The organism is Pseudomonas sp. TNT2022 ID642 (assembly GCF_028656995.1).
In the GTDB taxonomy this organism is placed as follows: domain Bacteria; phylum Pseudomonadota; class Gammaproteobacteria; order Pseudomonadales; family Pseudomonadaceae; genus Aquipseudomonas.
Map to the genome: position 1 here is coordinate 31,823 of NZ_JAMDGW010000025.1, position 15,793 is coordinate 47,615.

Annotated in this window: 17 protein-coding genes; 1 reads left to right on the top strand and 16 read right to left on the bottom strand. The window is 61.6% G+C overall.

Annotated features, from left to right (window positions below):
• Nucleotides 1-41: 41 nt before the first annotated feature.
• The 15 genes from M5G26_RS23755 to M5G26_RS23825 are packed head-to-tail and all read right to left on the bottom strand — an operon-like array spanning nt 42 to nt 13,994.
• A complete protein-coding gene (locus tag M5G26_RS23755) occupies nt 42-767 on the bottom strand; it encodes a class I SAM-dependent methyltransferase (RefSeq protein WP_134175914.1) in 726 nt (241 codons plus the stop codon).
• Complete coding sequence (locus M5G26_RS23760) at nt 764-2,011, bottom strand: NAD(P)/FAD-dependent oxidoreductase (RefSeq protein ID WP_273916629.1); 1,248 nt, start codon at nt 2,009-2,011, stop codon at nt 764-766. Before M5G26_RS23760 ends, M5G26_RS23755 begins: the two co-directional genes overlap by 4 nt.
• Nucleotides 1,998-3,161, bottom strand: a complete 1,164-nt coding sequence (locus M5G26_RS23765; RefSeq protein WP_273916630.1) for a sodium:proton antiporter — start codon at nt 3,159-3,161, stop codon at nt 1,998-2,000. The genes M5G26_RS23760 and M5G26_RS23765 overlap by 14 nt, the downstream gene beginning before the upstream one ends.
• Nucleotides 3,158-5,497, bottom strand: coding sequence for an MMPL family transporter (locus M5G26_RS23770; protein WP_273916631.1), 2,340 nt, complete (start codon nt 5,495-5,497; stop codon nt 3,158-3,160). The genes M5G26_RS23765 and M5G26_RS23770 overlap by 4 nt, the downstream gene beginning before the upstream one ends.
• Nucleotides 5,481-6,083, bottom strand: a complete 603-nt coding sequence (locus tag M5G26_RS23775; RefSeq protein ID WP_273916632.1) for an outer membrane lipoprotein carrier protein LolA — start codon at nt 6,081-6,083, stop codon at nt 5,481-5,483. The genes M5G26_RS23770 and M5G26_RS23775 overlap by 17 nt, the downstream gene beginning before the upstream one ends.
• On the bottom strand, nt 6,080-6,505 hold the full coding sequence (locus M5G26_RS23780) for an acyl-CoA thioesterase (RefSeq protein WP_273916633.1): 426 nt from the start codon (nt 6,503-6,505) through the stop codon (nt 6,080-6,082). The genes M5G26_RS23775 and M5G26_RS23780 overlap by 4 nt, the downstream gene beginning before the upstream one ends.
• Nucleotides 6,498-8,042, bottom strand: coding sequence for an HAL/PAL/TAL family ammonia-lyase (locus M5G26_RS23785; protein ID WP_273916634.1), 1,545 nt, complete (start codon nt 8,040-8,042; stop codon nt 6,498-6,500). Before M5G26_RS23785 ends, M5G26_RS23780 begins: the two co-directional genes overlap by 8 nt.
• Nucleotides 8,023-8,970: an LpxL/LpxP family acyltransferase gene (locus M5G26_RS23790; protein WP_134175907.1), complete on the bottom strand. Its 948-nt coding sequence runs from the start codon at nt 8,968-8,970 to the stop codon at nt 8,023-8,025. The genes M5G26_RS23785 and M5G26_RS23790 overlap by 20 nt, the downstream gene beginning before the upstream one ends.
• Nucleotides 8,967-9,701, bottom strand: coding sequence for a glycosyltransferase family 2 protein (locus tag M5G26_RS23795; protein ID WP_134175906.1), 735 nt, complete (start codon nt 9,699-9,701; stop codon nt 8,967-8,969). Before M5G26_RS23795 ends, M5G26_RS23790 begins: the two co-directional genes overlap by 4 nt.
• Before the next feature lie 59 nt (nt 9,702-9,760).
• Nucleotides 9,761-11,440 carry an acyl-CoA synthetase family protein gene (locus M5G26_RS23800; protein ID WP_273916635.1) on the bottom strand — a complete coding sequence of 560 codons (1,680 nt, stop codon included), beginning with the start codon at nt 11,438-11,440 and terminating at the stop codon, nt 9,761-9,763.
• Nucleotides 11,437-11,982 (bottom strand): hypothetical protein, encoded by a 546-nt coding sequence (locus M5G26_RS23805; RefSeq protein ID WP_134175904.1) that lies wholly within the window; start codon nt 11,980-11,982, stop codon nt 11,437-11,439. The genes M5G26_RS23800 and M5G26_RS23805 overlap by 4 nt, the downstream gene beginning before the upstream one ends.
• On the bottom strand, nt 11,979-12,233 hold the full coding sequence (locus tag M5G26_RS23810) for an acyl carrier protein (RefSeq protein ID WP_222589460.1): 255 nt from the start codon (nt 12,231-12,233) through the stop codon (nt 11,979-11,981). The genes M5G26_RS23805 and M5G26_RS23810 overlap by 4 nt, the downstream gene beginning before the upstream one ends.
• Nucleotides 12,234-12,242: 9 nt before the next feature.
• The gene (locus tag M5G26_RS23815; RefSeq protein WP_016983882.1) at nt 12,243-12,503 is read right to left on the bottom strand and encodes a phosphopantetheine-binding protein; all 261 of its coding nucleotides are present in this window, start codon (nt 12,501-12,503) and stop codon (nt 12,243-12,245) included.
• Nucleotides 12,484-13,293 (bottom strand): lysophospholipid acyltransferase family protein, encoded by an 810-nt coding sequence (locus M5G26_RS23820; RefSeq protein ID WP_273916636.1) that lies wholly within the window; start codon nt 13,291-13,293, stop codon nt 12,484-12,486. The genes M5G26_RS23815 and M5G26_RS23820 overlap by 20 nt, the downstream gene beginning before the upstream one ends.
• Nucleotides 13,269-13,994, bottom strand: coding sequence for a beta-ketoacyl synthase chain length factor (locus M5G26_RS23825; protein ID WP_134175902.1), 726 nt, complete (start codon nt 13,992-13,994; stop codon nt 13,269-13,271). Before M5G26_RS23825 ends, M5G26_RS23820 begins: the two co-directional genes overlap by 25 nt.
• Nucleotides 13,995-14,350: 356 nt before the next feature.
• Between M5G26_RS23825 and M5G26_RS23830 the strand changes: the two genes are divergently transcribed.
• Complete coding sequence (locus M5G26_RS23830) at nt 14,351-15,121, top strand: ParA family protein (RefSeq protein ID WP_038360142.1); 771 nt, start codon at nt 14,351-14,353, stop codon at nt 15,119-15,121.
• Nucleotides 15,122-15,247: 126 nt separating this feature from the next.
• Here M5G26_RS23830 and trxC read toward each other — a convergent pair whose 3' ends face one another.
• Nucleotides 15,248-15,682: a thioredoxin TrxC gene (gene trxC / locus M5G26_RS23835; RefSeq protein WP_273916637.1), complete on the bottom strand. Its 435-nt coding sequence runs from the start codon at nt 15,680-15,682 to the stop codon at nt 15,248-15,250.
• Between the last annotated feature and the right edge of the window lie 111 nt (nt 15,683-15,793).

The following is a 15,793-nucleotide window of genomic DNA, read 5'->3' on the forward strand; positions in this document are numbered from 1 at the left end:
GCTCCCACAGGGTTCTATGTGTGCAGGTCGAAAGGGGGGCATCAGATGGCACCTTCAAGCGGTTTACGCGCGACAACGTTCACCAACGTTTCTTCGCGCTCGCCAAACGGTTTCGGCTTGCGCACCCCAAACCGCTCCAGCAAGCCGAAATCCTTCGACCGGCTCCACCACAGATACGGGTACGAGACATTCTTCTCGGCAAACTCGAAACCCTGCCCGCGAATCATCTGCAGATACTGCGCCGCACTCTTCTGCACATGCATCGGATGGCGGAACAGCCAGCGAATCACCCACGTATCAATGTAAGCCTCGGTGGATTCGGCGAACAGCAGATAGCCACCCGGTTTCAGCACCCGATAAAACTCGGCCAGCGCTTTTTCCTGCTCGACCAGATGGTGGAACGTCTGGTGACAGAACAGCAGATCAACACTGGCGTCCGCCACATTGAGCGTCGCGCAATCGCTGCCGATCAGTTCAACGTCCAGACCCAGACGCGCCGCTTCTTCGCCGCTCAATTCAAGGCTGTGCGGATCGGCGTCAACACCGATCAAACGCTGTGGCGCGAAGGTCTGGCGCAGATGACCGAACGACTTGCCCTGTCCGCAACCAGCGTCCAGCAACACCGGATGTTCCGGCAGCGCTTCACTGAACAAACCACGCAAATCATTGATCGCCACCCGCAACACATGGTGCTGCCAGGTGTGGCTGCGCAGGAACCAGAAACCGAAGCGGGTCTCCTCAACGTAGCTATCGCTCAAGTAATTCATGTGGCGTCCTTTGCACAAAGTTCGGAAATCATCTTCAAGCGGCGGCGCGCCTCGCTGACGAACGGGTTGCGTTCGTCCCAGGCGTAACCGGCGAGGATCGAGCAGATCATCCGACGGATTTCCGCCTGACTGTCTTCATAAAAAATCACGTCTTGAAAAGTGCCGGCGTACCAGCCCTCGACGTAGCAGCGGAAGGTGTCGACGCCGCGCTTGAGTGGCTCGGCGAACTCGCTTTGCCAGTCAACCGTTTCACCCTGCAACTGACGGTGCAGAACGGCAGCGGCCATGCTCGCCGAGCGCATGGCGATGGTCACGCCGGAGGAGAACACCGGGTCGAGAAACTCCGCCGCGTTGCCGAGCAGCGCGAAGCCTGGACCGTGCAGGGTTTTCACATTGGCCGCGTAGCCGCCGAGGGTGCGTGCCGGGGTGTCCCACACAGCATTGTTCAGCACGCCGGCAAGGCTTGGGGTTTCGGCGATGAAACCGCGCAGGCAGGCATCCAGATCGCTGTCGCGACCCTTGAAATGTTCTTCAGCGGCGACCACGCCCACCGAACAGCGGCCGTTGCTGAACGGAATCGTCCAGAACCAGACATCGCGATGTTCCGGATGCGTGGTGACGAGAATTTTTTCGCGGTCGAACGCCGGGTTGTCGATGTGATCTTCGACGTGGGTGAACACCGCCTGCCGCACCGGGAAATTCGACGGTGCTTCCAGGTCCAGCAAGCGTGAAAGCACACGACCATAGCCGCTGGCATCCAGTACGAAATCGGCTTCGACTCGGTATTCGCTGCCGTCCTCGCGGCGCACGTCGAGCAAAGGTTTCGTCCGCTCGAAATCGACGCTGACGATGGCGTCGCCGTAGCGGATTTCCGCGCCTTGCAGCGCCGCTTGATCGGCCAGCAGTTTGTCGAAATCGGCGCGTTGCACCTGAAACGTGGTCGGTTTGCCGCCGGTAAAGGTGTCACCGAAATCGAAGGCGCTGTAACGCTGGCCCCAGGCGAATGCGGCGCCGGTCTTGCGCTGGAAGCCGGCGGCATTGACGGCGTCGAGCATGCCGGCCTCTTCGACGAAATCCAGGCAATGGCTGAGCAGGCTTTCACCGATGGAAAAGCGCGGAAAGTGCTGGCGCTCGATCACCAGCACATCGTGGCCCTTGCGCTTGAGCAAGGCCGCAGCGATAGCGCCGGACGGGCCGGCGCCGATGATCACGACCTGACGGGATTCCATTTCAACGATTGGCACGTGAGCTCCGGGACAGAGGCTGTTGCAGATTCAAAGGCGCGCGATGCAGGCCGATCAGGGCCGGTAGCAGCGTCGCGATCAGGCCCATCAGCATCAGCGCGAAGTACAGCGCCGGTGTGATCAGCTGTTGTTGCAAGAGCAGATTGAGAAAGACGATTTCGCTGAGGCCACGAATATTCAGCAGCACACTTTCGCGCCAGCGGCTGGCGCCTTCGAACGAGGCGCCGGCCCAGCCGAGGCCGAGCCAGTTGCCGAGCAGTTTACTGGCAATCGGCAACAGCAGCAGCGCCGCCCATTGCAGCGGACCCAGGCTGGAGAGGGCGCTGTGCACGTCGATCTGCACAATGCCGAACGTCAGAATCAGCGGGATCGCCAACCACGTCTGCAAACGGCTCATCCAGCGCGCCGGCAATGGCAGCACCAGTGGCAGTTTCAGCGCGGCCATGCACAGCAGATAACCGATGCCGAAGATCAGCGCGTTGAGTTTGTAATGCTCGGCCATCACCAGCAACGCGAAAAAACCGAGGCTGTAGGTCAGTGGTCGGCGCACGCCGATGACGCGCAACAACAGCGGCACACAGGCGAGGCCCAGCGGCAACAACAGACTGCTTAGGTGCAGACTGCCTTGGGCGAGCCCGAACAATGTCCAGCAGGTCAGATCAATGAGGATCGCGGTCTGCACCAATCGGCGCGTGGCGGCCGGCGGATAATCGATGTGGCGCAGATACAGGTACAGCACCGGGATCGCGGTAATCGCGAACACCAGACCGATGGCCAGCGAGTTGAGCCACGGTTGCGTCGGCAGTAGCCAATACGCAGCGGCAAGACCACAGGCGAACGGCACGAGGAAACTCGGCACGGCGATTTTCACGCTCTGGCGATCGAGTTTCAGATCGATCACATCACTGAGGATATGCCCGAGCAGCAGGGCAAAACTCAGGCTGTAGAGGTTTTTCAGCCAGTCCGGCGCGATCAGTTCGGCGCCACTGAGCTGCCAGCCCGGCTCGATCCAGAAGTACATCAGCAGCGGCAAGCCGAAGCTCGCCAGCAGCAACTGGCTGACGATCGGGATCAGACCGAAGTGGCGGCCGACGCGGGTGGCCACGGCGAACAACGCCAAGGCCAGCAGCCAGAAACCGACGACCATCATGCCGCTGGCTCCGCAACGGCGGCGGTATGTTCGTGACGTCCGGCCCAGGGTGCGAGCATGAAGCTGAAGGCCAGACCGAGGCTCACCGACAGACCGAAATTGCTCACCGCCGGCGTGCTGGAAACCGCCAGCAAACCAAACGACAACCATGTCGTCACAGCGGCCAGCAAGGTACCCAGCAAGCTCACCGCCGCACCACCGACTTGCTCACGCATGAGAATCGCGTAGTCGACGCTGATCGCCGTCACCAGCAGCAGGCCGAACAGGCTGAACAGGGTCAACGGCTGACCGAGCCAGCCAAGGCTGGCCAGACTGCACAAAGCGGCGAGCAACGGCAGGGCGACGATGCGCAGCGCGCCGCCGAGACCGAACGGCAACATCAGCACCAGCACGATCAGCGCGCAGGAGGCGAGTTTCAGTTCGGCAGCGCTGATTTGCGTCGCAGCAAAGACTTCATTCAATTCGCCAAGGCGATCGACCAGCATCACCCCCGGCAAATCCAGCGCCTGCACCCGTAGCAGCGCCGGGTTGTTAAAACCTTGCAGGCTGGTCATCGCCGCCACGCCATCTTCGCTCGGGCCGAGCCAGAGTGTGCGATAAGGCTCGCCAAGGGGACCGGCCAACGCCGCGTCGATGTCCTCGGCAGGCACGGTCTGCAGCTGTTGCAGTTCGTTTTGCAACGCGGCGAGCGGCACGCCGAGGTCGAGCAGTGGCTGCCAGTATTGCGGCAGTTTGTTCAGCGCCTCGCGCACCTGTTCTTGCTGGTTCGGCGGGCTGACCAATTGATCGAGGGCCAGATAACCTTGCAGCTTGTCGAGGTTGACCAGTTGCTGCAGACGCTCGCTCAGCGCGGCCTGCCGCTCGAGCAATTGCTGCTGATTGTCGGCGCGCACTAGGAAGAACTGGCTGGTCGGCTGATAGCCGGTGATGCGCGCGATGGCCTGCGCTTCGTCGGTCAGCTGTTGCGGCGCGCCGACCCATTGGCGGATGTCATTCTTGCTTTGCAGCTGCACCAGGCCGCCCACACAGAAGGCGATCAGCAGCGCCAACAGCACCGGCGTGCGTACGCGCTCGAGGAGTTTTTCACGCAGTCTGACCAAGCGTTCGGCCAGATGCAGCGGCCATTGTGCGGGGCGCAGTTCGACATTTTTCAGCAGCGCCGGCAACAGGCACACCGCCGACAGATAGGCACCGAGCAGGCCGGCGGCGGAGAACACCGCGATTTGCGTCAGCGCCGGGAACGGCGTCCACGCCAGCGCCAGATAACCGATGGCGCTGGTGATCAGGCTCAGGGTCAGACCGGAAAGGGTCAAACGCAACGCCGGCCAACTGCGCCAGGGCTTCAGGCTCCAACTCTTCGACAAATAATGCAGCGGATAATCCACGGCCACGCCGATCAGGCTGGAGCCGAGCACCAGCGTCATCACATGCATATGGCCGAACAGCGCCACACAGGCCACCGCACCGAACAACATGCCGACCAGCACCGGCACGAACGCCAGCAGCACGCGCCAGCGACGGAAAGCGAGCAACAGCAGCAACAGAATGCCGACGGTGGCGCCGCCGCCAACCCAGGTCATTTCACGAGTCGCTTGTTGCTGACCGTTGGCGGCGTACAACAAGCCGCTGGCGGCGAGCAGTTGCACGTCGGATTTCGCCGCCTGCTCGCGGCAGGCTTGCAGCAGTGCCGCGACTTGCAGCGGCAGGTTCATGTCGAAAGCATTGCCGGTGGTGCGTGCCCGCAGCAGTACCCAGCTCTTGCCGTCGGCATCGGCAATCAACGCGCCGCTGCCGATGTCCAGTTGCACCGAACCGTGCTGCGGCTGGCTGTTCTGAATGCGCCCGGTCAGGCCCAGCCAGTCGTCCTGACTCGGCACCAGGCTGAAACCGCTGAACGGGTCGAACAGGGCCTGTACGCGTTGCTGAATGAAGGCGTCGGGGTGTTCGATCAGCAATTGCCGGTCGTCCGCCGAAAGCATCGCCAGCCGCCCTTGCAGCAGTTGCGTGCGCAGGGCGGGGAGATCCGCTTGCAGGTTCCACTGCACTTTCTCGAACAGACCGCTGGCCTGCCATTGCTCGCCCAGTGTCTGCGCCATGGCCACCGCTTGCTGGCGATCGGCGTGGCCGACCAGCACCAGCATTTCGCGGTTGAGCGGTTCCTGCATGCGCTGCTCGGCGCGCTGTTCAAGGGCGTCCGGGTGAGTGCCGGGCACCAGTTCCATCAGGTTCGCCGACAGCGGCGCACCGTCGCGCCATTGCCAACCGGCCAGCGCGACGACCGCCAGCAGCAGGATCAGGAACAGCCAGGGCAGCCTGCGTTCACTCGGCAAAGTCATGTTGCTCCGCGTCGCTCAACGGTTGACTGGCGTTGCTGTCCTGCATGCGCAGCACGGTGCTGTCGCCTTGGGTTTCCAGCAGTTCGATGGTCTGCACCAGCGCGCCGCCGTCGATGTTGATCTGGTTGAACACTTGCTTGAGCAGCAGCGAGCGCGGGGTCAAGGTGAGTTTCCACTGCTGTGCATCGCCGCTCAGCGCCAGTTCGAAGTCGCGTTGCAGGCCACTGCTGTCACCTTGCAGTACGGCGAGGAACAAGCGGTTCTGCTCCGCCCCGGCGCTCTTGTTCGGCAGCAACTGCCAGCCATTATTGTCGCGGCGAGCGATGCCTTTGGCGCTGATGCGGTAGTCCTGCTGCAGCGGGGTTTTCAGCAGCCAGAGCAGACCGTGATTTTTGGCGAGAACAAAACTGCCCTTGCTGATCAGTGGCTGCGGTAATGCACGCAGGTGTTTTTCCTGGATGAACTGGCCGTGGATCACGTCCGGTTTCGCCAGTTGTTCGCTGAGCTGTTGCAGGTCGAAGGCGTTGGCCAGCGCTGACAGCGTCAGCAGCGCCAATACGCTCAGGCTTTTAACCAGAACATTCATCGCAGCATCCTTTCTACGGCATCGGTGAAGACTTTCGGCGAAGCCAACTGCATCTCGCGACTGCTCACTTCGACGGCAACCTGCACCGAGCTAGCGCGGGTCAGGCGTTCGCCGCTGTGCAGGTCGGTGATCAGATAATTGATCTTCAGCCGGTTTTCCCACTCGACCAGACTGGCGCGCACATTCAGACGCTGGCCAAACACTGCGCCGCGCACATAGCGCAGTTGCAGGTCGATGATCGGCCAGGCGAACCCGGACTCGACCATCTGCGTGTAGTTGTGGCCAATCTTGTCGAGCAGCGCGCAACGCGCCACTTCGAGGTATTTGACGTAATGGCCGTGCCAGACCACATGCATGGTATCGACGTCGAAAAACGGCACGAGGATTTCCGTGTCAGCGTGAAGCACTCCGGCGCTACGCATGCAGCCTCCAGTGTTGCGCGGCAATGCGTTGCAGGCACAGGCGCAATTCGCCTTCCAGTGCACGGTCTTCGATGACTGGCGGGAAGTCCTTGGCCAGCTCTTCGTGCATCGCCGCCAGTGACGGTGGCAGCGGTCGTGCGTCTTCGGCCTGACCGCGAAGCCACACGCCTTGGTTGGCGGCGAGCAGGGTAGCGGCGGCGACTTGTTCGGTCAGCTCCAGCACGCGGATTGCGTCGCGGGCGGCGATGGTGCCCATGCTCACTTTGTCTTGGTTGTGGCACTCGGTGGAGCGCGAGAACACGCTGGCCGGCATGGTGTTTTTCAACGCTTCGGCGGTCCACGCGCTGGTGCCGATCTGCACGGCTTTGAAGCCGTGGTTGATCATGGCGCGATCCGCCGGAGCACCGGAGAGGTTGCTCGGCAGACCGTGGTTGTAACGTTCGTCGACCAGCAAGGCGAGCTGCCGGTCGAGCAGGTCGGCGACGTTGGCCACGAGGTTTTTCAGGCTGTCCATGGCGAACGCGATATGGCCGCCGTAGAAGTGCCCACCGTGCAAAACGCGCTCGGCTTCGGCGTCGATGATCGGGTTGTCGTTGGCGCTGTTCAGTTCGATTTCGATGAACGAACGCAGCCAGTTCAGGCTGTCGGCCAACACGCCGAGGACATGCGGGGCGCAGCGCAGCGAATAGCGATCCTGCAATCGATGCAGCGGCGCGGTCGGTGCGTCGATCGCCAGATCCTTGCGCAGCCATGCGGCGACCTGCATTTGCCCCGGATGCGGTTTGGCGGCGAACAGGCGCTCGTCGAAGTGCTCAGGGTTGCCTTGCAGCGCGACTACGTTGAGCGAGGTGATGCGCGTGGCCAGTTGCAGCAGGTAGTCGGCGCGGGCGAAAGCGAGGCAGGCGAGGCCGGTCATCACCGCGGTGCCGTTCATCAGCGCCAGCGCTTCTTTCGGGCGCAACACCAGCGGCGTCCAGCCGAGTTCGCGATGCACATCGGCGGACTGGCGACGTTCACCTCGGAACATCACTTCACGCTCGCCGGAGAGTGTCGCGGCGACGTAGGACAGCGGCGTCAGATCGCCGCTGGCGCCGACCGAACCTTCTTCAGGAATCAGCGGCAGGATGTCGTATTCGAGAAACGCGTGCAGACGCTCCAGCAATTCCACGCGTACCCCGGAAACGCCGTGGCACAGCGACTGCAAACGCGCCGCCAGCACCGCGCGGGTGGCTTGCGCATCGAGCAGCTTGCCCAGTCCGCAACCGTGGAAGGTGTAGAGGTGACGCGGCAATGCTTCGACGTGATGCAACGGCACCGCGACCACGCAGGAATCGCCGTAACCGGTGGTCACGCCATAGATCACGCCTTCCTTGTCCAGCAGCGAATCGAGGAACCGCGCGCCCTTGGCGATGCGTTCGCGATAGTCGGCGTCGCTCTGCAACTGCACGGGTGCCTGACGGTTGGCCAGGGCCAGCACGTCTTCGATGCGCAAAGGGCGTTCGCCGAAGGTTACCGGCTCATGGGTTGGCGTGGTCATCGGTCTTCCAGAAAGGGTAAAAGTTGAACCATTGTTGCGGCGCTTCGAGGCAATAGTGACTCAGGCGCTGCGCATAGCGGGTGGCCCACTGATGAATGACCTGCTCGCGCTCGCTGCGCTTCCACACCACGGCGTCGGCGAAGGGCTCGAGGGTCAGGCGATAGTGGCCGTCCGGCTGCTTGAGGCACATCAACAGATTGACCGGGCATTTCAGCAGACCGGCGAGCAGCCACGGGCCTTGCGGGAATGGCGCCGGGTGGCCGAGAAAGTCCACGGTGACACTGCGCCCGCCGTGCAGTGGTACGCGGTCGCCGGCAATCGCCAGCCATTCGCCGCGCTCCAGGCGTTCGTGCAGTTGCAGCATGATCACCGGGTCGAGTTCGCTGACCTGAATCAGGCGCAGATTGGTCGCCCCGGCTTCACCGAGCAGGCGGTTGAATTGTTCGGCGTGCTTAGTGTGCACCAGCACGTTCATGGTGACCTTTTCGCCGATCTCCGCCAGTGCGCGACAGACTTCGAGATTGCCCAAGTGCGCACCGACCAGCAATTGCCCGCGACTACCGCGTAACTGATTGCGCAGCAGCGCCGGGTCAATGATTTCGATCTGCTCGATGCGCAGCTTGCCGTTCCATACGTCGAGCTTGTCGAGCATCGAATCGGCGAACGCCATGAACTGGCCGAACACCCGCCAATGAGTAGGACGCAACGCATCGCGCTGACTCCATGCGGCCAAGCGCTGCTGGTATTGCCAGGCGCTGTGTCGCGCGGTGCGGCCAAACAGGAAAAAGTACAGGACGATGCCGTACAGCAACGGGCTGAGCAGGCGTCGGCCAAGGACCTTGGCGGCGAACGCGGTGAATTTCATCAGCAGGAAGCTGCCGCGCTCTTCGCGGTCAGCCCAGTGCTTTTTGTCGGCTTCGCCGGTCATGTTCGCCACCGCCGCCAGAGGATCAGCGGGAAGCGCAGCAACATGCCGAGAAACAGCCGTGTGTGCATGCTGGAAATCAGCGCGTTGTCGTGGAACAAGCGGAAGTGCGACACACCGTCCAGCGGATAGTGCACGCTGGTTTGCAGCCAGCGCATCGGCTGATTGCGCCACGACAGGCGCACGAGAATGTCCGAGTCGAAATCCATGCGCTTGCCGACTTTTGCCGAGTCGATCACCGCCAGCGTCGGGGCCAGCGGATAGACGCGAAACCCACACATCGAATCGCGGATCTGCAGCGACAGCGTGTTGATCCAGACCATCACGTGGGTCAGGTAGCGCGCGTACAAACGGCCTTTCGGCACGCTCTCGTCGAACAGCGGATAACCGCAGATCATCGCCTCGGGATGGGCGCGGGACTCGTCGACGAAACGGGCGACATCGTGCAAATCGTGCTGACCGTCGGCATCGACCTGCAGCGCATGGCTGAAACCCAATAGCGAGGCTTCGCGCAGGCCGGTCATCACTGCGCCGCCCTTGCCCTGATTGGCGGTCAGGCGCACCAGGTGCACGTTATCGCGTTCCGCCAAACCGTCGAGCACCTTGGCGCAGGACTGGGTGCTGGCGTCATCCACCAGAATGCATGGCAGGCTTTGCGCGAGCAGGGCGTCGACCACGGTGCCGATCGCGGTTTCGTGGTTATAAACCGGGATCACTGCACAAGGATTATGCATGCCGGTGATTCCTGTGGGAGCGAGCCTGCTCGCGATTGAGTGCGCAGCACTCACCAAGGTCAATCATGCTCTACACCCAAAAGAATCCGCCCACTGGAGCATGTCGCCGTGTCATTGCGATAGGCAAAATACAACTTGCGCCGCTCCGGATCGAAACGCAGGTGCAACTGGATTTCATCGCCGGGGCGTACCAGTTGCTGGAATTTCAGCACTTCCATACCGGCAAACGGGCCGGTCAGGTTGAGCAATTGGCGACCGAGGTTCAACGCCCATTCCACCTGCACCACGCCGGGCAATACCGGCGCCTTGGGGAAGTGGCCGCTGAAGTAGGCCAGATCCGGTGGCACGCTCAGTTGCAGGCTCCACTCGCCAGCGCTTTCGACTTGCTCCAGCACCTCGGGCGCTTTCGTTCGCGGGGCCATCAGCAGCGCTTCAACATCGGCCTGCGGCAGTTTGCCTTGGCTGTTCAACGGTAATTGCCGCACCAGCCGCCAACGTCGAGGCAAAGCCAGCGCTTCGCAGTGTTGGCGCAAATGCTGGCGCAGGGTTTCGGTCAGGTTGCGACGGCCGTGTTCACGCAAGGCAAACAGGCCGGTCTCGCTGAGTACCAGCAGTGCACCGAGGGAGGCGCGGTTTTCCTGCACCACGCCGAGACGTGCTTCGGCGACCCAGTCATGGGTCACCAGCGCTTGTTCGAGCATGGGCAGAGAAATGCGTTTTTCTTCGAGTTTGACGATCCGGTCCAGCCGCCCCAAGAGTTCGAAACGACCATCGGCGGCGATGCGCGCTGCATCAGCGGTGTGCTCGACGTGTCCGGCAGGCAGGTAAGGTGAAGCGATCAGTAGAGCGCCATCGTTATCCTGGCTCAGTTCGACACCGGCGAACGGCTGCCACAGTTGTTCGCCCTGACGCCAGGCAATGCCGCCGGTTTCCGAGCTGCCGAGGATTTCCGTCGGCCATTGTTGCAAGCGTTGTTGCAGACTCTGCGCCGCTTCGAGCGGTAACGCGCCACCGGAGGAAAATACCCGGCGCACAGCGCTCAGGGCTGGCCAGTCGAGGTTGTCGCCCATGCGTTTGAGCAACGCCGGGCTGGCAATCCAGGCGAAGGCCGGATGTTCGCGGCTGGCACGCTGCAGGTCTTCTGGAAAGGCCAGTTGCTTGCGCACGAACGGGCGCCCGGCGCACAGCGGCCACAGCACGCGAAAAAGCAGACCGTAGATATGCTGGGTGGCGACGCTGCCGATGATGCAGGCCTCACCGAGATCCGCGCCCCACAGTTGCTCCAGCGCCAGGACTTCGTTGGCCAGTTGGCGCAGGGTTTTGTCGATGCGCTTGGGTTCGCCGCTGGAGCCGGACGTGCACAGGCTCAGACGGCACTGGTCGAGATCCAGTTCGGCGCCGGGCAACGGCGGATGTTTAAAGTCGCTCAGTTGCGCGTCATCGGCCTGATCCGTCAGCCAGAGGTCGACTTCGCCCGACCAGCGCTGGCGGGTTTGCGCTTGCAGATCCGAAGGCAGCAGAACACTCACGCCGGCACGCCATGCACCCAGCAGAGCGATGGCCAGTTCGGCGGCATCCTCCAGGTGCACAGCCAGACGTTTCACGCCCTGCGCTTGCAGACCGGCGGCGACGCTCAATGCCTGCTCGCACAGTTGCGCGTGTTCGAGGGCCGGTGCGTGGCTGATTGCCCGCGCCGGCACAGGCTTGAGCAACAGCTGCTCAAGTTTTATCCAGTTCATGTACGGCCTCTTACCCGTTGTCGTATCAGCCATTCAATGGCAAACATCAGGCCGATCAATCCGTAGGAGATCAGGCCGGTGTACAACATCCACCAATTCAGCGGCGCCCACAGGGTCAGCAGGGCGGCGCACAAACCGTTGCAGAAGAAAAACACGCTCCAGGCCACCGTGACCTTGCGCGTATAGCGGATCGCGATGTCCGGCAGTTCTGGCTCGCGCAAGCGCGCCAGGCGCTCGACCATCGGCGGGCCGTATTTCAGGCTCAGGCTGAACAGCACCAGCATGAAGCCGCTGATCAGCACCGGATACCAGCGCAGCAACAGCGGACTGTCGAACAGTGCGAGCAACAGGCAAAAGGTAATCGCCACACAGGCCATCCACAGACTGCCGGGCTTGCGTTCGCCGGTCAGCGCTCGCGCCAGCCACAGGCTGCCCAACAGCAGGCCGAACTGCCACGGAGCAAAATGCTCCATGCCGAAATACACCGCAAAGGGGTACAGCAGACCGGCCAGCAGCAGGCCGAGGCCGATCAGTCGGCTCATGCGGCCGGTTGAACCAGACGGTAGACCGCCTCGACCACGTCGCCGACGGTACGCACTGATTTGAACTCTTCGGCGGCGATTTTCTTGCCGGTCTGGCGTTTGATGTGATCGATCAGATCGACCGCGTCGATGCTGTCGATTTCCAGATCCTGATACAGGTTGGACTCCAGGCTCACACGGCCAGGATCCAGTTCGAACAGCTCGACCAAGGCATCGCGCAGGGTGTTGAAAATATCGTCACGAGTTTGCATGGTCCGGTCTCAAGCTGCCTGTTTTGCCGTGACGAAAGCCGCAAGGCTCGCCACGTTGGTGAAATGGTTGCGGGTGTCTTTGGCGTCGGCGTCGATCTTGATGCCGTATTTTTTCTGGATCGCCAGACCCAGTTCCAGCGCGTCGACCGAATCCAGGCCGAGGCCTTCGCCGAACAGCGTCTGCTCGTCGCCGATGTCGTCGACACTGATGTCTTCGAGGCCGAGGGCATCGATGATTAGCAGTTTGATATCACGATTCAGATCGCTCATCTTCGGCGAGCTCCTTAATAAAGTAGGTGTGCAAATAATCGTTGAGCTTGCGCGAGGCTTGCGGGGCTGGCCCCTGCGCGGCGAAAGTCTGTGGGTCTATATCGGCCCCGACGCGAAAACTGAAGTTCACGCGGCGGCTGGGGATCCGATACCAGGGTTCGGCTTTGGTCAGCGTGGTCGGATTGACCTTGATGATCACCGGCGTGACTATTTTCGCACCGCGCAGGGCAATCGCTGCCGCCCCGCGATGAAAGGCCGGCGCCTGACCTGGCTGGGTGCGCGTGCCTTCGGGAAAGATGATCAGGGTCTGGCCGTTTTGCAGGGACTGGGCAGCGGCATCGAGCATGTCCATGCTGCCGTCGTTGCTGATGTATTCGGTGCTGCGCAGCGGGCCACGGGTGAAGGGGTTTTCCCACAGGGTTTTCTTCACCACGCAATTGGCCTGGCGCACCAGCCCGATCAGGAACACTACGTCGATCAACGACGGGTGGTTGGCGATGATCATCTGCCCGGGGCGGCCAAGACGTTCGGCCCCTTGAATGTCATACGTCAGCACGCCGGTACGGGCCATGAAGCGCACGAAAAACCAGAACAGCCGACTGACGGTCTGCCGCGCGCGTTGCCGATGTTTCAGCGCATCACCCGGCAGGCATCCGAGTAACGGAAACACCAGTACGCGCAGGCACAGTCCGCCCAGCCCGAACAGGGCGAAGCTTGCGGCGGTGGCCAGCAGGCGCCAGTAATAGGCGTCGCGGTTTTTTTCGGTCACGGGTTGCGTTGCCAGGTCCATACACGATTTTTCCAGGCATGTTGGCAAAGGGGTTGCTGGCCAAGCAGGGTTCGCAGCAGAGTGAGTGCGTGGGGCCAGTGCGCTTTTGACCGTGTTTCTGTGGTGCTGTTCAGGGTCAGCCGCCAGTCGGTACCGGGGGTGAGCAAAAGGCCGAGCGCGTACGGAAACGGCACGTCGTCGATCCACGCTGAATACGCTTCGGGCGGTTGTTCTTCGGTGATCACCAGCAGCACCGCCGGGGCGCCCTCATTGAGCAGGGCTGCGGCTTCGAGCATGCCGTGTTCGAGGCCGTCGCCGGCAGCGGCGAGGGCAGTCATTTCGCTGGTCTCGCCGCGCATGATCGACCACAGGCCGATAATCGCGTTGTGTACCGACAAGCTGAACTGCGTCGGCGACAGGGGCTGTTCGTTGGCCAGATCGGTGAGGATCTCGTAGGTACGCGGGGTTTCGCCGTGACGCGAAACGAACACCAGCGGCAGATTCTCCCGTCCGTCGGCCAGGGGCCAGCCAACGCTGAACGCCATGCGTGCCAGTCGGCTGAGACGGCGGCGTTGCATGGCCGGCAAAAACGACACATCGGGCGCGGCATCGCTGCTCTGGAGTACGACCGGTTGTCGGCTCCAGGCCTGCCAGGCGTCCACGCTGTCGAGCCCGGGAGCCCACGCGCGCCATTGGGCGATGTTGAAGTTGATCACGGACATTCATCCCGCCCCTGCGGGCATTTGTTGACGCGTTGAGTGGCCAGAGCCGCAGCAGGCTTGACGTGGCGCATGGCGCCGGGTGGCGCGCATTATCCCGGTGCGACGAGTGTGTAGCAAATGCTGGTTACATTTTGCGCAATGAAATGTACCGAGTGGTTCGCAAGAAAACTGTCACTTGGCCATTATCCAGATCGTGAGCGGCTTGTCTGTCGGGAATCTCGGCGATCAATGGCGGCGATTGCCCTATCTGTCCGCGGATATTTGCACCTGACTTTGTAGTCCGTGTCCGTGAAGGTAGCGAAGCGAGGTCGAGCGCATCTACACTCGGTCATTCTTTGATACACGGAGGTTTGGTCATGCGGCGCGTGGTGTTCAATCAGAAAGGTGGCGTAGGCAAGTCGAGCATTGCCTGCAATCTGGCGGCGGTCAGCGCCAGCGAGGGTTATCGCACGCTGTTGGTGGACCTCGATGCCCAGGCCAACTCCACTCAATATCTGACCGGGCTGACCGGCAATGACATCCCGATGGGGATTGCCGACTTCTTCAAGCAGACGCTGTCCTCGGGGCCGTTCTCGAAGAAGAATCAGGCGGATATCTACGAAACGCCGTTCGACAACCTGCACATCATCACCGCGACGGCCGAGTTGGCCGATTTGCAGCCCAAGCTTGAGGCCAAACACAAGATCAACAAGCTGCGTAAGTTGCTTGATGAGCTGTCTGAAGATTATGACCGCATCTATCTCGATACGCCGCCAGCGCTGAATTTCTACGCGGTATCTGCGTTGATTGCCGCTGATCGGGTGCTGATTCCCTTCGATTGCGATAGTTTCTCGCGTCAGGCCCTGTACGGGCTGATCGCGGAGATCGAAGAGTTGAAGGACGACCACAATGAAGGCCTGGAAGTCGAAGGCATTGTGGTCAACCAGTTTCAGGCCCGGGCGAGCCTGCCGCAGCAGATCCTTGATGAGTTGATTGCCGAAGGTCTACCGGTGCTGCCGGTGTATCTGACCAGTTCGGTGCGCATGCGCGAATCGCACCAGGCCAGCATGCCGCTGATCCACCTCGATCCCCGGCACAAGCTGACCCAGCAATTCGTCGAACTGCACAACTTGCTCGAAGATCACTGATCTTCTGAGCTACGCAGAACCCTGTAGGAGTGAGCCTGCTCGCGATAGCACCCTTTCAGTCACTCAAGTGTTGGCTGACAGGACGCTATCGCGAGCAGGCTCACTCCTACATTGCTTTACGGTGTGTCAGATGCCTTGGCTACGCAGCCACGCCATCAACTGCGGCAACGGCAACGCACCACTCTGCCGCGCCACTTCCCGGCCGTTCCTGAAAAGAATCAGACTCGGAATCGAGCGAATCCCCAACTGCGCCGACAACTGCTGATTGGCCTCGCTATCAAGCTTGGCCAAGCGGCACTTGCCCGCCAACTGCGCTGCCGCCTGCTCGAACACCGGCGCAAACGACTTGCACGGACCACACCAGTCCGCCCAGACATCCACCAGCAACGGCAGATCACCCTTGATCTGACTGGCGTAATCGCCTTGCTTGAGATCGAAGGGTTTGTTCAGCAGCACAGCGGATTTGCAGCGTCCGCACTTGGGCTGATCCGCAAGGCGCTCGGCGGGGATGCGGTTGAGGCCGTTGCAGGAGGGGCAGGGGATGAGGAGTGGGGTGGTCATGATTGGTTCTCTGGTAGGCAGTCTATAGAACTGATTTGGAGTCGATCTGCCAACTTATCAATGTCGCAACTGCTCACATTTTTCTCAAAACCGTTCCGGGATCGATGGCTA